The organism is Streptomyces sp. NPDC055189, from assembly GCF_053606765.1.
In genome coordinates, this window is sequence record NZ_JBSGSG010000042.1 from 14,906 (window position 1) to 31,743 (window position 16,838).

General features: G+C 71.4%; 14 protein-coding genes and 1 pseudogene. 7 read left to right on the forward strand and 8 right to left on the reverse strand.

What is annotated here, in order from left to right; translation table 11 throughout:
- Nucleotides 1-390 precede the first annotated feature (390 nt).
- Nucleotides 391-1,590: pseudogene (locus ACWFR3_RS26575) on the forward strand (ATP-binding cassette domain-containing protein); the annotation flags it as partial.
- Between the two features lie 288 nt (nt 1,591-1,878).
- On the opposite strand, the gene ACWFR3_RS26580 reads toward ACWFR3_RS26575, so the two are convergent.
- Together ACWFR3_RS26580 and ACWFR3_RS26585 are read right to left on the reverse strand one after the other, a co-directional pair.
- Nucleotides 1,879-2,484, reverse strand: a complete 606-nt coding sequence (locus ACWFR3_RS26580) for a LuxR C-terminal-related transcriptional regulator (protein WP_453737142.1) — start codon at nt 2,482-2,484, stop codon at nt 1,879-1,881.
- 236 nt (nt 2,485-2,720) lie between these two features.
- The gene (locus ACWFR3_RS26585) at nt 2,721-3,356 is read right to left on the reverse strand and encodes a TetR family transcriptional regulator (RefSeq protein ID WP_453737143.1); all 636 of its coding nucleotides are present in this window, start codon (nt 3,354-3,356) and stop codon (nt 2,721-2,723) included.
- 221 nt (nt 3,357-3,577) lie between these two features.
- On the opposite strand from ACWFR3_RS26585, the gene ACWFR3_RS26590 reads away from it, so the two are divergent.
- The 3 genes from ACWFR3_RS26590 to ACWFR3_RS26600 are packed head-to-tail and all read left to right on the forward strand — an operon-like array spanning nt 3,578 to nt 6,812.
- The gene (locus tag ACWFR3_RS26590) at nt 3,578-4,945 is read left to right on the forward strand and encodes a glycosyltransferase family 4 protein (protein ID WP_453737144.1); all 1,368 of its coding nucleotides are present in this window, start codon (nt 3,578-3,580) and stop codon (nt 4,943-4,945) included.
- Nucleotides 4,945-5,724, forward strand: coding sequence for a methyltransferase domain-containing protein (locus ACWFR3_RS26595; RefSeq protein ID WP_453737145.1), 780 nt, complete (start codon nt 4,945-4,947; stop codon nt 5,722-5,724). Before ACWFR3_RS26590 ends, ACWFR3_RS26595 begins: the two co-directional genes overlap by 1 nt.
- Nucleotides 5,721-6,812, forward strand: a complete 1,092-nt coding sequence (locus ACWFR3_RS26600; protein ID WP_453737146.1) for a prenyltransferase — start codon at nt 5,721-5,723, stop codon at nt 6,810-6,812. The genes ACWFR3_RS26595 and ACWFR3_RS26600 overlap by 4 nt, the downstream gene beginning before the upstream one ends.
- Nucleotides 6,813-6,839: 27 nt before the next feature.
- Here ACWFR3_RS26600 and ACWFR3_RS26605 read toward each other — a convergent pair whose 3' ends face one another.
- Entirely contained in the window at nt 6,840-7,130 is a 291-nt protein-coding gene (locus ACWFR3_RS26605) for a hypothetical protein (RefSeq protein WP_451203177.1), read from the reverse strand.
- A 118-nt stretch (nt 7,131-7,248) separates the two neighbouring features.
- Here ACWFR3_RS26605 and ACWFR3_RS26610 point away from each other — a divergent pair, with 118 nt between their 5' ends.
- On the forward strand, nt 7,249-7,800 hold the full coding sequence (locus ACWFR3_RS26610) for a hypothetical protein (protein WP_453737189.1): 552 nt from the start codon (nt 7,249-7,251) through the stop codon (nt 7,798-7,800).
- 148 nt (nt 7,801-7,948) lie between these two features.
- Here ACWFR3_RS26610 and ACWFR3_RS26615 read toward each other — a convergent pair whose 3' ends face one another.
- From ACWFR3_RS26615 to ACWFR3_RS26630, 4 genes are all read right to left on the reverse strand, one after another.
- On the reverse strand, nt 7,949-8,959 hold the full coding sequence (locus ACWFR3_RS26615) for an LLM class F420-dependent oxidoreductase (RefSeq protein WP_453737190.1): 1,011 nt from the start codon (nt 8,957-8,959) through the stop codon (nt 7,949-7,951).
- A gap of 122 nt (nt 8,960-9,081) precedes the next feature.
- The gene (locus tag ACWFR3_RS26620; protein ID WP_453737147.1) at nt 9,082-9,933 is read right to left on the reverse strand and encodes a hypothetical protein; all 852 of its coding nucleotides are present in this window, start codon (nt 9,931-9,933) and stop codon (nt 9,082-9,084) included.
- 148 nt (nt 9,934-10,081) lie between these two features.
- On the reverse strand, nt 10,082-11,089 hold the full coding sequence (locus tag ACWFR3_RS26625; protein ID WP_453737148.1) for an N-acetylmuramoyl-L-alanine amidase: 1,008 nt from the start codon (nt 11,087-11,089) through the stop codon (nt 10,082-10,084).
- A 22-nt stretch (nt 11,090-11,111) separates the two neighbouring features.
- Nucleotides 11,112-11,765: a class I SAM-dependent methyltransferase gene (locus ACWFR3_RS26630; RefSeq protein WP_453737191.1), complete on the reverse strand. Its 654-nt coding sequence runs from the start codon at nt 11,763-11,765 to the stop codon at nt 11,112-11,114.
- Between the two features lie 139 nt (nt 11,766-11,904).
- On the opposite strand from ACWFR3_RS26630, the gene ACWFR3_RS26635 reads away from it, so the two are divergent.
- The gene (locus tag ACWFR3_RS26635) at nt 11,905-12,549 is read left to right on the forward strand and encodes a CatB-related O-acetyltransferase (RefSeq protein WP_453737192.1); all 645 of its coding nucleotides are present in this window, start codon (nt 11,905-11,907) and stop codon (nt 12,547-12,549) included.
- Nucleotides 12,550-12,663: 114 nt separating this feature from the next.
- Here the strand turns inward: ACWFR3_RS26635 and ACWFR3_RS26640 are convergent, their stop codons facing one another.
- Nucleotides 12,664-14,397 carry an MFS transporter gene (locus ACWFR3_RS26640; RefSeq protein ID WP_453737149.1) on the reverse strand — a complete coding sequence of 578 codons (1,734 nt, stop codon included), beginning with the start codon at nt 14,395-14,397 and terminating at the stop codon, nt 12,664-12,666.
- 228 nt (nt 14,398-14,625) lie between these two features.
- Between ACWFR3_RS26640 and ACWFR3_RS26645 the strand changes: the two genes are divergently transcribed.
- A complete protein-coding gene (locus ACWFR3_RS26645) occupies nt 14,626-16,818 on the forward strand; it encodes an acyl-CoA dehydrogenase (protein ID WP_453737150.1) in 2,193 nt (730 codons plus the stop codon).
- The last annotated feature ends 20 nt before the right edge of the window (nt 16,819-16,838 follow it).

Sequence of the window (16,838 nt, forward strand, 5' to 3'; positions counted from 1 at the left end):
GGGCTCGGCGTGGTCGTGGCGGCTTACGGCACGGGGCGGGTGTTCCGGGCGGTGGCCGACCTGGTCGAGCCGCTGCGGGACAGCCTGGTGCGCCAAGTCGTCGGCCGGGGGCTGCGGGACGCGGACGGCGCCTCGGTCTCACGGCTCACCCAGCAGGTGGAGATCGCCAGGGACACGTTCGCGGGCCTGGTGCTCGTCTCCCGCTCCTTCGTCTTCACCGCGGCGGGCGCGCTGATCGGCCTGTTCTCGCTGGCCCCGCTCCTCCTCCTGGTGGTCGCACCACCGCTGCTCGCCGGTGTGGCCCTGTTCGCGGCGAGCCTGCGCCCGCTGGCCCGACGCCAGGAGAGGTTCCTGGTGGCGGACGAGGGGATCGCCGCACAACTGGGCTCCATGGCGCCGGGGTTGCGGGACGTGACTGCTGCCGGCGCCGAGCAGGAGGCGGCCGGGGATCTCGACCGGGGCGTAGCCGCCGAGTACGCGGCGGCCGGAGCCCTCGCCCGCTGGGGCATCCTGCGCACGGCGGCCCTGGTGACCGGCGGCCAACTGCCGCTGGTCCTGCTCCTGGTCACGGCCCCCTGGCTCCTGAACCGCGGGGTAACACCGGGCGCCCTGGTAGGCGCGATCGCCTACGTCACCCAGGCCCTGCTCCCGGCCCTGAACAACCTGATCCACGGCCTGGGCACAAGCGGCGCCCGCCTGGCCATAGTCCTACGCCGCCTGACCTGGACCCCACCGTCCCCCGAGGCCGACCGGGCTGACGAGGATCCCGGCACGGCGTCGGACGGCGGGGGGCCCGCAGGCGACACCGAGTCCGTGCGGGGTGATCGGCCGGCTCCCGGGGTCCCGGCGGCGGCTCCCGGCGGGCGCCCCGTCCCCGCCGCGGGCGGGGTTGGCGACGCGGCGCTGCTCGGCGTCGGGCCGGGTGGCCGCGCGGGTCCCGGCACCGCGTCGGACGGCGAGTGGCCCGCAGGTGACACCGAGCCTGTGCGGGGAAAGCGGTCTGGTCCCGAAGTCCCGGCGGCGGCTCCCGGAGTGGGCGCCGTCCCCGCCGCCAGGTCCGGCGGCAGTTCGGGGCCCGGCACCGCGTCGGACGGCGGGTGGCCCGTGCGTGGTGTCCGGCCCGTGCAGAGCGACCGGCGCGCTCCCGTGGGCCCGGGCGCCCCCGCCCTCCAGCTTTCCTCCGTCACCTTCGCCTACGGCCCCGTCGCCGAACCCGTCCTACGGGATCTGTCGCTCACCGTCCCGCGCGGCGGGCACCTCGCGGTTGTCGGGCCCAGTGGGATCGGGAAGTCGACGCTGGTCGGGCTCGTGGCCGGGGTGCTTGAGCCCGGGAGTGGTGTCGTGCGGGTGGACGGGCGGGGTGTGCGGGGGGCGGAGGCCGTTGGGCGGCGGGTGTTGATTCCGCAGGAGGCCTACGTCTTCAGCGGGACCGTGCGGGAGAATCTGGCGTATCTGCGGGGGGACGGCGTAGACGACGCGGAGTTGCTCGCCGCCGCCGAGGCCGTCGGGCTGGGCGGGGTCATCGAGCGGCTCGGCGGGATCGACGCCCCCGTCGACCCCGCCGCGCTCTCCGCGGGCGAGCGCCAGCTCGTCGCGCTGACCCGCGCCCATGTCTCGTACGCGCCCCTCGCCCTGCTCGACGAGGCCACCTGCCACCTCGACCCGGCGGCCGAGGCCCGCGCCGAGCGGGCGTTCGCGGCGCGGCCCGGCGGCACCCTCGTGGTCATCGCCCACCGCATCAGCTCGGCCCGCCGCGCCGACCGGATCCTGGTGATGGACGGAACGCACACCCTGTGCGGCGGACACGAGGAGCTCCTGGAGAGCTCCCCGCTCTACCGTGAACTGTCCGGCAGTTGGGGCCCGGCGAACGGGGCGGCGTCACACCCAGCCCTCCACGCGCGAGATCCGTATGGCGTCGATCCTGTTGCGCGCCCCGGTCTTGCGGGTGATGGCGGCCATGTAGTTGCGCACCGTCCCGTTGGTCAGATGCAGTCGGTTCGCGATCTCGGCGATGGGCGCGCCCCCGGCGGCGAGCGCGAGGACCAGTAACTCCCGGTGAGTCAGCGGCATCTGAGAGGCCTTCAGGAAGCCGAAGCCAAGTGACTCGTCCACGAACCGACCGCCTGCCGCCACCTGCCTGATCCCGGCGAGCAGCCGGTCCGGCGGGCTGGCCTTGTCCACGTAGCCGAGGGCGCCCGCCTCCATGCAGCGGCGCAGCAGTCCCGGCCGGTTGCCGGACACCAGGACGAGCAGCGGGCTGCCGAGGCCGCCGGTCACCGGATGGGACTGCTCCCCGAACTCGGTGGGCGACCCCGAGTCGCCGTCGGGGTCGACCACGCAGACGTCGGGTCGCGCGGCGCCGATACGTTCACGGGCTCTGCGCCACGGTGCATGGAACACCTCCAGGTCCGGCTCACGGGCGAGGCGTTCGGCCAGAGCCGATCGCAGTAGACAGGCGTCATGCACGAGAAGAACCCGGATCACGTTCCGATCCTCCAGCTCTCCGCTTTTGGTCCGATGGCTTCGTACGGCACGTAGACCATTCATAGCTGCGCCGACCGCCTATACGGACGCGGAGAACTGGCCAAGCGGGACCGGACGAGGCTCAGGGGCGCAAATGCCGGGCGAGTGTGCGCCCCCCATGCAACTGTTCAGAGGTTGTGTTCGAGTGGCTGCGGGCGCCGCGCCACTCGCTATGACCTGCCTCGCGGACCGGCGCGCTACGCGGACTCGGGAGACGTCAGGTCGATCAGCCGGCACACCATCTCGATGTCGATCTTCACCTGCGCGATCGACGCCCGCCCCGAGAGCCAGGTGATCAGCGCGGAGTGCCAGGTGTGCTCGATGACCCGGACCGCCGAGAGCTGCTCGGGCGTCGGCGCCTCCGCAAGACCCATCGCGTCCAGGATGATCGCCGTGGTCAGCCGCGAGACCGTGTCCACCTCGGGGCTCACGGAGCGATCGGCGAAGGTCAGCGCCCTGACCATGGCGTCCGCCAGGTGCGGCTCGCGCTGCAGGGCGCGGAAGGCCCGCATCAGCGTCTCGGCGCACCGCTCGGCGGGCGTCTCGCCGGCGGGCGGGCGCTTGCGGATCGTCGTGTGCATGTGCTGGAGCTGGTCCTGCATGGTGGCGACCAGCAGATGCACCTTCGAGGGGAAGTAGCGGTACAGCGTGCCGAGCGCGACGCTGGAGGACTCGGCGACCTCGCGCATCTGCACCGCGTCGAACCCGCCCCGGCTCGCTAGCTGGGCGCTGGCGTGCAGGATGCGGCGACGGCGCGCCTCCTGCCGTTCGGTCAGGGGCGGCGACGCCGGATCAGCTGCTGCGACTTCCGCTGCCTTGGCTTCCGCTGTCATATGTCCCGTTGTTCCGTCGTCCCGGTCCAGTGAGGTGGTCGGCCAGCATGGCAGGGGACCAGCCGTGGCGCGAATCACCTGATCCGGGCCTTACAGCGCGGCTACCTGCCGGTAGATTCAGACCTCGTTCAGCGATCATTCAACGATCAAGTCTGAAACTTGTTCTAGATTACCGTCCCGGCGTAACCTCGCGGACAACCGCGTGCAGAAGGGGGCCGAGAGTGACCGCTGAGGCCATGGAGGCGGGCCCCCGGACGGGCCCGCAGGGCTCCGATGGTGACCGACCGTTGCGCATCGCTCTCCTCACGTACAAAGGGAACCCGTTCTGCGGGGGGCAAGGCGTCTATGTACGTCACCTCTCCCGCGAACTGGCCCGCCTCGGGCACAGCGTCGAAGTGATCGGCGCGCAGCCCTACCCCGTCCTCGACGAGGGCCTCGAAGGACTCCGGCTCACCGAGCTGCCGAGCCTCGACCTCTACCGCTCGCCCGACCCGTTCCGCACGCCCAAGCGCGGCGAGTACCGCGACTGGGTCGACGCGCTCGAAGTGGCGACGATGTGGACCGGCGGCTTCCCCGAGCCCGCGACGTTCAGCCTGCGCGCACGCCGTCATCTGCGCGCCAGGCGGGGCGAGTTCGACGTCGTGCACGACAACCAGACGCTCGGCTACGGCCTGTTGGGCGACCTCGGCGCCCCGCTCGTCTCGACGATCCATCACCCCATCACCGTGGACCGCCGCCTCGACCTCGACGCCGCGCCCGACTGGCGCCGCCGCATGTCGGTGCGCCGCTGGTACGCCTTCACGCGCATGCAGAAGCGCGTCGCCCGCCGGCTGCCCTCCGTGCTCACCGTCTCCGGCACGTCACGCCAGGAGATCATCGAGCACCTCGGCGTACGCGACGACCGCATCGACGTCGTGCACATCGGCGCCGACACCGACCTCTTCTCGCCGGACCCGGCGGTCGCCGAGGTGCCCGGCCGGATCGTCACGACGTCCAGCGCGGACGTCCCGCTCAAGGGTCTCGTGTACCTCGTCGAGGCGCTTGCCAAGGTCCGCGCCGAGAACCCCGCCGCGCACCTCGTCGTCGTCGGCAAGCGCGCCGAGGACGGCCCCGTCGCGCAGGCCATCGAGAAGTACGGCCTCGCGGACGCCATCGAGTTCGTCAAGGGCATCACCGACGAGGAGTTGGTGGACCTGGTCCGCTCGGCCGAGGTGGCCTGCGTGCCTTCGCTCTACGAGGGCTTCTCGCTCCCGGCGGCCGAGGCGATGGCGACGGGGACGCCGCTGCTCGCGACGACCGGCGGCGCGATCCCGGAGGTCGCGGGCCCGGACGGCGAGACCTGCCTGGCCGTACCGCCGGCGGACCCCGGCGCGCTCGCCGCGGGCCTGAACCGCCTCCTGGGCGACCGTGAGCTGCGGGTGCGCCTGGGCGCGGCCGGACGCGAGCGGGTCCTCGCCAAATTCACCTGGGCCCGAGCCGCCCAGGGCACCGCAGAGCTGTACCGCGCGGCGATCGCCGGAAAAAACGCGGCCCCGCAATCCGGCCGCCCCCCGGCCACCACCCCGACGTACTCCGGGAGCCATCGCTGATGCTGACCGTCGACTTCACCCGCTTCCCGCTCGCCGCGGGCGATCGCGTACTTGACCTGGGCTGCGGCGCGGGCCGGCACGCCTTCGAGTGTTACCGGCGGGGGGCTCAGGTGGTGGCCCTCGACCAGAACGGCGAGGAGATCCGCGAGGTCGCCAAGTGGTTCGCCGCGATGAAGGAGGCGGGCGAGGCGCCGGCGGGCGCGACCGCCACCGCGATGGAGGGCGACGCGCTCAATCTCCCCTTCCCGGACGCGTCGTTCGACGTCGTGATCATCTCCGAGGTGATGGAGCACATCCCCGACGACAAGGGCGTGCTCGCGGAGATGGTCCGTGTCCTGAAGCCCGGCGGCCGCATCGCGGTAACCGTCCCGCGCTACGGCCCCGAGAAGATCTGCTGGGCGCTCAGCGACGCGTACCACGAGGTCGAGGGCGGCCACATCCGTATCTACAAGGCGGACGAACTGCTCGGCAGGATGCGCGAGGCGGGCCTGAAGCCGTACGGCACGCACCACGCGCACGCCCTGCACGCGCCGTACTGGTGGCTCAAGTGCGCGTTCGGCGTGGACAACGACAAGGCGCTGCCGGTGCGGGCGTACCACAAGCTCCTGGTCTGGGACATCATGAAGAAGCCGCTGGCGACGAAGGTGGCGGAGCAGCTGCTCAACCCGGTCGTGGGCAAGAGTTTCGTGGCGTACGCGACGAAGCCGCACCTGCCGAAGGCCGACGTGACGTCCGACGCCGGGTCCGACGCGAAGACCGACGTCAAGACCAACGCGTGACGAGCCCGGAGCGGACGGAACACCTGGTCCTGCCGGGCGTCCTGACGGCGGATCAGGCGATGCGAACGGTGCGCGGGATCCTGGCCGTCCAGCGCGAGGACGGCGCGATCCCGTGGTTCCGCGGCCACCACCTGGACCCCTGGGACCACACCGAGGCCGCCATGGCCCTGGACGCGGCGGGCGAGCACGCGGCGGCGGGCCGCGCCTACGACTGGCTCGCGCGGCACCAGAACCCGGACGGTTCCTGGTACGCGGCGTACGCCGACGGGGATCCGCACGACGTGACGGACCGGGGCCGCGAGACGAACTTCTGCGCGTACATCGCGGTGGGCGTCTGGCACCACTACCTCTCGACGGGCGACGACACGTTCCTGGACCGCCTGTGGCCGACGGTGGTGGCGGCGGTGGAGTTCGTCCTCACCCTGCAACAGCCCGGCGGCCAGATCGGCTGGAAGCGCGAGCAGGACGGTGAGCCGGTCAACGACGCGCTTCTGACGGGCAGTTCGTCGATCTACCAGGCGCTGCGGTGCGCCCTGGCGATCGCCGAGCAGCGCGAGGAGGCGCAGCCGGACTGGGAGCTCGCGGCGGGCGCCCTCGCCCACGCCATCCGCAGCCACCCGGAGCGGTTCCTGGACAAGGACCGCTACTCGATGGACTGGTACTACCCGGTACTCGGCGGTGCCCTGACGGGTGCAGAGGCCAAGTCCCGCATGAAGGAGGGCTGGGACCGCTTCGTGGTGCCGGACCTGGGCGTGCGCTGCGTCATCCCCAACAACTGGGTGACGGGCGGCGAGAGCGCCGAACTGGCCCTATCCCTCTGGGTGTTGGGCGAGTCCGACCGCGCCCTGGAGATCCTCCAGTCGATCCAGCACCTGCGGGACCCGGAGTCCGGCCTCTACTGGACGGGCTACGTCTTCGACGACAAGGCGATCTGGCCCGAGGAGCTGACGACGTGGACGGCGGGTTCCCTGCTGCTCGCGGTGGCGGCACTCGGCGGCGACGAGGCCACCTGCGCGGTGTTCTCGGGAGAACGCCTGCCGGTGGGCCTCGCGCCGGAGTGCTGCGTGCCGACTGCGGGGGATCAGTGACTGCAGGAGATCAGTGACTGCGGGGAATCAGTAGCGGCGCAGGCGGCCTGCGATGGCGTGGCCGATGAAGACGTAGACCAGCGCCGCGAGGCCGTAACCGCAGACCACGCGGGCCCAGGCCTCGTCGAACGTGAACAGGTCGTGCGACCAGCCGGCGAGCCAGCGGGCCACGTCGTGGATGAATTGGACGAGGTCGTTGGCGCGGTTCGCGTCCAACAGATACATGAGGATCCACAGGCCGAGGATGATGGCCATCACGTCCGCGACGATGACGATGACCCTCGCTGCGGTGCTGCCACGTGCTTGTCGGGTGGACATGACACCCGAGTACCTGTTTTCGCTTGGATGAAACCCGTACGGACTCGCCCGGGTGGCGGGCTCCGCTGCCGGGGGTGACGCTGCCGGGAGAGCTGTCCACTCCCCGGAGGTCCCCGTGTTGCTGTCCGCCGCGACCGTACGCCGGTCACTCGTCGCCCCTGTGCTGTGCGGCACCCTGTTCGCGGGTACGACCGCGTGCAGCGGTAACGACACCGCCGACGCGGCGTCGTCCACGCCGTCGGCTTCCAGCTCCGCGGAGAAGCAGAAGTTCGCGAAGACACGGTTCGTCGCGAACGCGGGGATCGCCGCCGGAGCGACGTACCAGTGGATCGTGAAGCCCTTCAAGGCCGGAAAGTTCAAGAAGGGCGCCGACGGGCGGAAGTTCGCCCTGATCAAGGCGGGGCTCGCGGGAACGCTCGCGTACAACCGCCTGAAGGCGGCGACGAAGAACGCGAAGGGCGACCCGACGCTTTCCAAGGCGGTGGCACCGCTGACGGCGGGGATCGACTCCCTGAAGGACCTCCCGAAGAAGCTTCGCAAGGGGGACTCGACGGACTCGGTCGTGAACTCCTTCGACGATGTCATCAACAAGGTGAAGGATGCGGGGAAGGGGGCCGGGGCGGAGGTCAAGGACAAGGTGCCGTCGGCGGGGGAACTGGCCAAGGGGTAAGCCCCATGACGGGCTGGGAATCCAGCCCGTCCGGCGTTTGAGGACATCTTGTCGGGGTCCAGGGGGCGGAGCCCCGTGCCACGCGGCGGAGCCGCACATCAGATGCAGCGGGAAGGGGCGGGATTGGGGATGCCCCGCAGGGAACGCCCTAACCGTTCAACTCGGCCAGCACCCGCAACGTATGCCGATCAGGCGCCAGCACCAGCAGATCGGTCACCGGCCCCTTGCGCCACAACTCCAGCCTCTCCGCAATGCGTTCGCGAGGACCCACCAGCGAGATCTCATCGGCGAATGCATCAGGAACCGCAAGGACCGCCTCCTCCCGGCGCCCCGCCAGAAACAGCTCCTGAATTCGCCGCGCTTCCTCCTCGAACCCCATCCGCGCCATCAGATCCGCATGAAAGTTTCGCGCGGAGTGCCCCATTCCGCCGATATAGAACCCCAGCATCGCCTTGACCGGAAGCAAGCCCTCCGCCACGTCGTCGCAGACCTTGGCCCGGGCCATGGGCGCGACCACGAACCCCTCCCGCGCTCCCGCGAGCGACGCCTCGTAGACGTCGGACCGCATCGGCGACCAGTACAGCGGCAGCCACCCGTCCGCGATCCGCACCGTCTGCGCGATGTTCTTCGGCCCCTCCGCGCCGAGCAGCACCGGCAGGTCCGCCCGCAGTGGATGGGTGATCGGTTTCAAGGCCTTCCCGAGGCCGCTTCCGTCCTCCCCCTGGTAGGGGTGGGAGTGGAAGCGTCCGTCGAGGGTGACCGGGCCGTCGCGCCGCAGCACCTGGCGGATGACGTCCACGTACTCCCGCGTGGCGGTCAGCGGCGACTTCGGGAACGGCCGTCCGTACCACCCCTCCACCACCTGCGGCCCGGAAAGCCCGAGCCCGAGCATCATCCGCCCGCCGGACAGGTGGTCCAGGGTCAGCGCGTGCATCGCGGTCGTCACCGGCGACCGCGCCGCCATCTGCACGACCGCCGTGCCCAGCTTGATCCGCGAGGTCTGCGCCGCGATCCAGGTCAGTGGGGTGAAGGCGTCGGAACCCCACGCCTCCGCCGTCCATACGGAGTCGTAGCCGAGCCGCTCGGCCTCCCGGGCGAGTGCCACGTGCCCGGGATCGGGACCGCGGCCCCAGTATCCGAGTGCGAGCCCCAGGCGCATGCCGTTGCCCATGCCCCGATCCTTTCTGACGGTACGTCAGTTCAGTGCAGAGGGGCGACTGTACGACAACGGCCCCCCGCCCGGAAGGGCGAGGGGCCGCGAGGTGCGGGAGGGCGGGCCGGTCAGCCGCGCTGGATCCCCGTGGTGTCCTGCAGTACGCCGCGACGGCCGTCCTGCGTCTGGGCCACCAGGCCGGGGCCGCGCTGCTCGACGGCCAGGTACCAGGTACCGGGCGCCAGTTCGGCGATCGGCGTCGGCGAACCGTCCTCCGCGTACAGCGGACGCGGCACCGGCACGGCGAACCAGAACGGCGAGAAGTCACCGGTGGCCTGCGCCGCCGCGGGAGGCGGCGTCTGCCCCTGCGGCTGACCCGGCTGGGCGCCGTAGGGCTGACCCTGCTGGGGCTGGCCGGGCTGGGCACCGTACGGCTGGCCCTGCTGGGGCTGGCCCTGCGCACCGGGGTAGCCGTAGCCACCCTGCGGCTGACCGCCGTAGGGCTGCGGGGCGGGACGCGGGGCGCCGACGAGGGGGGCCTTGAAGGCCGGGACGGTCAGGGAGAGGATCGCCCCGGCGGCCAGGACCAGCGTGGCGATCAGCGAAAGAATCGTGCCGATGCCGGCGTCGATGCCGCTGTCGCCCTGGCCCATGTTGTCGATGCCGCTGGCCGGGTCGAAGATCTGGCCGAGGGCGCTCCAGAGCGCGGCCACGGAGAAGACGACGCCGAAGTGGCCGAGGTCGATGCCGAGGACCTTCGGGGCCGCGGGCAGGCCGCGGGCCACGATGATGCAGACGGCGCCGATGAGGCCGGCCAGGGTGACGCTCAGCAGGAACGGCCCGCTGTTCCAGGCGTTGGGCATGTCGGCGGAGTCCGAGATGGTGTCGATATCCCAGATGTCCAAGAACGAGGCGATGAACAGCAACACCGCTGCCCCGATCACCACGCCGTCGCCTCGAGTGAGAGAGCGGATATTCACTTCAGGTCCTTCGTAAGTCGTCTCGTCGGTGGAGGCGTCGCTCGCCGCAGGTCTCGGCGCAGAGCGCGGGGATGGCCCCCCATCGTACGGAGGACATTATCGTTCCCACGGGTGGGGTGTCTGCTCGGGATAAAGAGCTACCGACGCGTTATCCCCGCAGAAAACTCACGATTCCGTCCGAGATCCCCCGAGCCGCCTTCTGCCGCCAGGCGTCATTCGTGATCAACGCCTCGTCCTTCGAGTCCCGCATGTTGCCGCACTCGATGAACACCTTGGGGACGGTGGAGAGGTTGAGGCCGCCCAGATCCTTGCGCACGTCGAGTCCGGTGCCGTTACCGATGTAGTTGGACGGGGCGCTGCCCGTCGCCTTCAGGAAATTGCCGGCGATGCGCTCGCCGAGGTCGCGTGACGGGACGACGATCTTGGAGGTGTCCGCGGCGCCGGACTTCACCGACGCGGGCAGGATGACGTGGAAGCCGCGGTTGCCGGCCGCCGATCCGTCGGCGTGCACGGAGACGACGGCGTCCGCGTCGGCTTCGTTGCCGATGCGGGCGCGCTCGTCGACGCAGGGGCCCCAGGGTCGGTCGCCGTCCTGCGTGAACTTCACCGTGGCGCCCTCCTTCTGGAGCAGCGTGCGCAGGTGGCGCGAGACGGAGAGGGTGAACTCGGCCTCGGTGTAACCGTTGTTCGTGGAGGTGCCCGTGGTGTCGCACTCCTTGCGGTGCGTACCGACGTTGACCAGGCGGTTGATCTCGGCCGTGTGCTTGCCGTTGCCGGTGTTGTGACCGGGGTCGATGACGACGACCTTGCCCTTGAGCGGGCCGGAGGCGGCGGGGCGGCCGGAGGACTTCGGGGGCTTCGACGCGCTGGGTTCGTCGCTCGCCTTGTCCTCGTCGCCCTTGCCGTCCGCCTTGTCGTCGTCCTTCTTCCCGGATGCCGACGGCGACGGCCGGGCGGACGAGGGGTCCTGCGCGGACTGGCTCGTGGCGGGCAGCGATCTCGCCGGCTCGTCGCCTCCCGGCCCGCTCGTCGCCTCATAGATGAGCCACCCGGCCAGGCAGGTGGGCACCAGCGCGGCGAGCGTCACGGTGAGGGGGCCGCCGGTGAAACGGCGGGGCGGGCGTGGGGGCTGACTGTCCGGGCCTACGTACGACACGAGAGCGACTCTAACCGGGAGGTCAGATCCCCGCGCCCGTTCGACGCAGGACGCGCAGGGAGTCGGTTGCCGAGACCTCGGTGAACGCGCCGGACTCCAGTGCCCTGAGGTAGACGCGGTACGGGGCCTGGCCGGTCATGATGTCCGCCGGGTCCGGGAAGACGTCGTGGATCACCAGTAGGCCGCCGGTGGCGATGTGCGGGGCCCAGCCCTCGTAGTCGCCCGTCGCGTGCTCGTCCGTGTGGCCGCCGTCGATGAAGACCAGGCCGAGCGGCCCGCCCCACGCCTTCGCCACCTGCGGCGAGCGCCCGACGATCGCGATCACGTGCTCCTCCAGGCCCGCGTGGTGCAGCGTGCGGCGGAAGGTCGGGAGGGTGTCCATGCGGCCGACCTCCGGGTCGACCGTCGCCGGGTCGTGGTACTCCCAGCCCGGCTGCTGCTCCTCGCTGCCGCGGTGGTGGTCCACGGTGATCGCCGTGACGCCTGCCGCGCGTGCGGCGTCGGCGAGCAGGATCGTGGAGCGGCCGCAGTATGTACCGACCTCCAGGAGCGGCAGCCCGAGCGCCGCCGCGTCCGCCGCCGCCGCGTACAGGGCGAGGCCCTCACCGGCGGGCATGAAGCCCTTCGCCGCTTCGAAGGCGGCGAGAATCTCCGGCTCGGGGTGCGGGGCGGCCATGGGGGCCATGCGGGGTTCCTCCCGGTCGTAAATGCGGTGGGGTACGTCTGCGGGCCGCCCTATGCTGCCGCATGGCCCGGCCGTTGAGGGAGGCGGGGCCGTGGATCCGTAGTGAGAGGCAGCTTCCGTGAACGCTTCCATGAACAACGTCCCGGCCGATCCGACGGTGCTGCATCCGTTTCCGGACCAGCCCCGTGTCGTGCTCCTGAAGCCGCTGGTGAAGTCGCCGCTGATCGAGGTGGGGGAGTTCTCGTACTACGACGATCCGGATGACGCGACAGCGTTCGAGACGCGCAATGTCCTCTACCACTACGGGCCGGAGAAGCTCCGTATCGGGAAGTTCTGTGCGTTCGGGACGGGGGTGCGGTTCATCATGAACGGCGCGAACCACCGGATGGACGGGCCCTCGACGTTTCCCTTCCCCATCATGGGGGGTTCGTGGGGCGAGCACTTCGATCTGATCAGCGGGTTGCCCGGGCGGGGGGACACCGTTGTCGGGCATGACGTGTGGTTCGGGTACGGGGTGATGGTGATGCCGGGGGTGCGGATCGGGAACGGGGCGGTCATCGCTTCGGGGTCTGTTGTCGTGGACGACGTTCCCGATTACGGGGTGGTCGGGGGGAATCCCGCCAAGCTGATTCGGCGCCGCTACAGCGAGGACGAGATTGCGCGGCTGCTGGCCGTCGGGTGGTGGGACTGGCCCTCGGAGCACCTGACCGAGCATGTCCGGACTGTGATGTCCGGGACCATTGACGAGCTGGAGAAGGCCGCGCCGCGGGGGTAGGGGTGCGGGGGTCTCGGTGGCCGTCATCACCGGCAACGCCGGCCGGGCCGGGAATCCAGCCCGGCCGGCGTTTGAGGCCATCTTGTACGGGGTCTGGGCCCCGCAGGGCCCGCCCTACGCCAGCACGTCACTCCCGCCCGGCAGCAGCAGGTCCATCTCCACCGCCCGGTCGTCCCCGCGATGCGCCGCCGCGGAGGCAAGCGGCGCATGCCCGGCGGCCGTCGCCGCGAGGACGTAGGAGCCGTCGCCCGGGACGGAGAGCGAATAGCGCCCGCCCTCATCCGTGAGCGCGGACCCCGCCTGCCGCCCCCGGCGGTCGATCAGCGTGACCTTGGCACGGGCGACCGGCACCCCGGAGGGCGCAAGCACCCGGCCGTGGAAACCGGCGAGCGCCTCCGTGGCGGCCCGCAGGTTCGCGTCCTCCTCGCTGCTGGCCCGGAGCTGGGTCTTGACCGAGCGGCGGGCGGAGGGGAGGAAGAGGGCGAAGACCAGGCCCAGGGCGACCGCACCCGTGGCGATCAGGAAGGACGTGCGGAAGCCCGTCATCGTCGGGATCGCGACGCCACCCACGTGGTCCGCGGTGTTGGCGAGGACCATGCCGATCACGGCGCTCGACACCGACGTGCCGATCGAGCGCATCAGGGTGTTCAGGCCGTTCGCCGCACCCGTCTCCGACGCGGGCACGGCGCCGATGATCAGTGCCGGGAGCGAGGAGTACGCGAGGCCGATGCCCGCGCCCACGACCACCGCGATGATGATCGTCTGCCAGGCGGCGCTCATCAGGCCGAGGCCGGCGCCGTAGCCGATCGCGATGATCAGCATGCCGAGGATGAGGGTCACCTTCGGGCCGTACTTCGCCGACAGACGCGCGTACACCGGCGCCGTGAACATCATCGTGAGGCCCAGCGGCGCCACGCACAGGCCCGCGACGACCATGGACTGGCCGAGGCCGTAGCCGGTGGCGGTCGGGAGCTGGAGCAGCTGGGGCAGGACGAGCGAGATCGCGTAGAACGCCACGCCGACCATGATCGAAGCCAGGTTGGTGAACAGGACCGCGGGGCGGGCCGTGGTGCGCAGGTCCACCAGCGGGGCCTTGAGGCGCAGCTCCATCACGCCCCACAGGACGAGGACGACCGCTGCCGCGGCGAACAGGCCGAGCGTCATGCCCGAGGTCCAGCCCCAGTCGCTGCCCTTGGTGATGGGCAGGAGGAAGAGGACGAGTCCCGCGGAGAGGCCGAACGCGCCGATCACGTCGAAGGTGCCCTGGGCCTTCACCTTGCTCTCGGGTACGAAGGCCACCGTCAGGAGCATCGATATGACGCCAAGGCCCGCCGCGCCGAAGAACAGGGCGTGCCAGTCGGCGTGCTGCGCGGTCAGTGCCGCGAGCGGCAGCGCGAGGCCGCCGCCGACGCCGATGGAGGAGCTCATCAGGGCCATCGCGGAGCCGAGCTTCTCGCGGGGCAGCTCGTCGCGCATCAGGCCGATGCCGAGCGGGATGGCGCCCATCGCGAAGCCCTGGAGCGCGCGGCCGACGATCATCACGACGAGGTCATCGGTGAAACCGCAGATCAGCGATCCCACGACCATCACGGCCAGGCTCGTGAGGAGCATCCGGCGCTTGCCGTAGAGGTCACCGAGGCGGCCCATGATCGGGGTCGAGACGGCGCCCGCGAGCAGGGTCGCCGTCATGACCCAGGTGGCGTTCGACGGCGAGGTGCTGAGCAGCGTGGGCAGGTCCTTGATGACCGGCACCAGGAGCGTCTGCATCACCGCGACGACGATGCCGGCGAAGGCGAGTACGGGGACGACTCCGCGGGGGCCGCGTTGGTGGGTCGTCGACTGCGTCATTACGTGGGGCCTCCGGGGGCGGTGCAGAAAACTGGCAGGGGTACGTGCAGTGCGAACCTGTTTCCCCGGGCGACTATTCCGACGGATGTCGTACGAGGGGAATTCTTGACCTGTTGTTAACCAGCCGGATAAGTGGTGCGTCAACCGGCCCCGCATCTGACCTTCCGTCAGATTGGAACGTGTTCTAGTCTGTCGCCGTCCCGGAAGCTGCTACCGGCGAGGACGCGCATGGGCATCGGAATCACGCAGGAACAAGGGGAGTTGGCGGCGGCGGTGCGCGGCTGGACCGCCCGCGCCGTACCGCCAGAGGAGATACGCAAACTGCTCGACGCCCCGCCCGGCACGGGCGGCAGGCCCGCCTACTGGGACGGCCTCGCCGAGCAGGGCCTGCTCGCGGTGCACCTGCCGGAGGAGTGCGGCGGCGGGGGCGGCGACCTGGTGGACCTCGCGGTCGTCCTGGAGGAGGCGGGTCGCGCCGCGCTGCCGGGGCCGTACCTGGCGAGCTCCCTCGCCTCGGCCGTGCTGCACGGGGCGGGCGCCCGCGAGCTCGCCGCCGACCTGGCCTCCGGGGCGCGGATCGGCGCCGTCGCGCTCGACGCGGGCACGCTGACCGCGGTGTCCGTGGCGGACGGCTACGTCCTCGACGGCACCGCGCCGCCCGTGCTCTGCGGAGCCGACGCCGACCTGCTGATCCTGCCCGCGGTCTCTGCGGAGTCCGCGCGCGCGACCGTGTGGCTCGCCGTCGACGCGGCTGAGCTGACCGTACGTACACAGGAGAGCGCCGACCCGACGCGGCCCACCGCCGAGGTGACGGCCGCCGGGGTGGAGGTCCCGGCCGGGCGGGTGCTCGACGTCGACGCGGCACTCGTACGGGACCTGGCGTGCGCCCTGTACGCGGCGGACGCGTGCGGGGTGGCCGGCTGGGCGCTGGAGACGGCCGTCGAGCATGCCAAGGTGCGCGAGCAGTTCGGGCGGCCCATCGGGCAGTTCCAGGCGGTCAAGCACGCTTGCGCCGACATGCTGGTGCGGCTCGAACAGGCGCGGGCACTCGCGTGGGACGCGGCGCGGGCGGCCGGTGAGCCGCCGGAGGTGCGGGGGCTCGTGGCCGCGCTGGCCGCCGGGTCCGCGCTCGACGCCGCGTACTCCTGCGCCAAGGACGCCATCCAGATCCTCGGCGGCATCGGCTTCACCTGGGAGCACGACGCGCACCTGTATCTGCGCAGGTCACTGGTTGCCCGGCAGCTGCTCGGCACCGGCGACGCGCACCGGCTGCGTGCGGTGCGGCTCGCGGAGGGCGGGGCGCGCAGGGAGCTGCGGATGGAGCTGCCGGAGGAGGCGGACGCGTACCGGGAGCGAGCCCGTGAGGTCATCGCGCCCACCCGCGGGCTCGACCCGGCCGCCGCCCGCAAGGCACTCGCCCCGACCGGCTATGCCGCGCCCCATCTGCCCGAGCCGTACGGCCTCGGTGCCGGCCCCGTCCAGCAGCTCGCCGTCCAGCAGGAGCTTGCGGCCGCCGGAGTGCGCGTCAGCGATCTCGGGATCGCCACCTGGGTGGTGCCCTCGCTCATCGCGTACGGGACGCGGGAGCAGCAGGAGCGGTTCCTCGCGCCGACCCTCCGGGGCGAGGTGCTGTGGTGCCAGCTCTTCAGCGAGCCCGGGGCGGGTTCGGACCTGGCATCCCTGCGGACGCGGGCCGAGCAGGTCGATGGCGGCTGGCTGATCAACGGGCAGAAGGTGTGGACGAGCGCGGCGCAGTGGGCCGACCACGGAATCCTCCTCGCCCGCACGGACCCCGAAGCGCCCAAGCACAAGGGGCTGACGTACTTCCTCATCGACATGAAACGCGCCTCGGGCGTCGACATCCGCCCGCTGAAGGAGATCACCGGGGACTCCCTCTTCAACGAGGTCTACTTCGACGACGTCCTGCTGCCCGCCGACGCGGTGGTCGGCGAGGTGAACGACGGCTGGCGGGTCGCGCGCCACACCCTCGGCAACGAACGCGTCCACATGGCCGACCAGCTGACCTTCGACACCGGCCTGGAGGCGCTCATCGGGCGCGCCGCAGATCTCGATGGCGCGTGCCGCGCGCGGATCGGCGCGCTCGCCGCTGAAGCGCACGCGCTCGCCTGCATCGGGCTGCGCACCACGATGCGGCAGGTGTCCGGCGCGGAACCGGGGGCCGGGGCCTCGGTCCGCAAGCTCGTGCAGACCCCGCACCAGCAGAAGGTCGCCGAGCTCGCCATCGAACTGCTCGGTCCGGCGGGTGCGGTCCGCGAGGGCGCGGGGGAGCGGGCGCTGCACGGCTTCTTGATGTCGCGCTGCCTGACCATCGCGGGCGGGACCACGCAGGTGCAGCTGAACGTCGTCGCGGAGCGGCTCCTCGGCCTGCCGAGGGACCCCGAGCCGCGCCCCATCATCTAGCCCCGTCATATAGAAGGAGC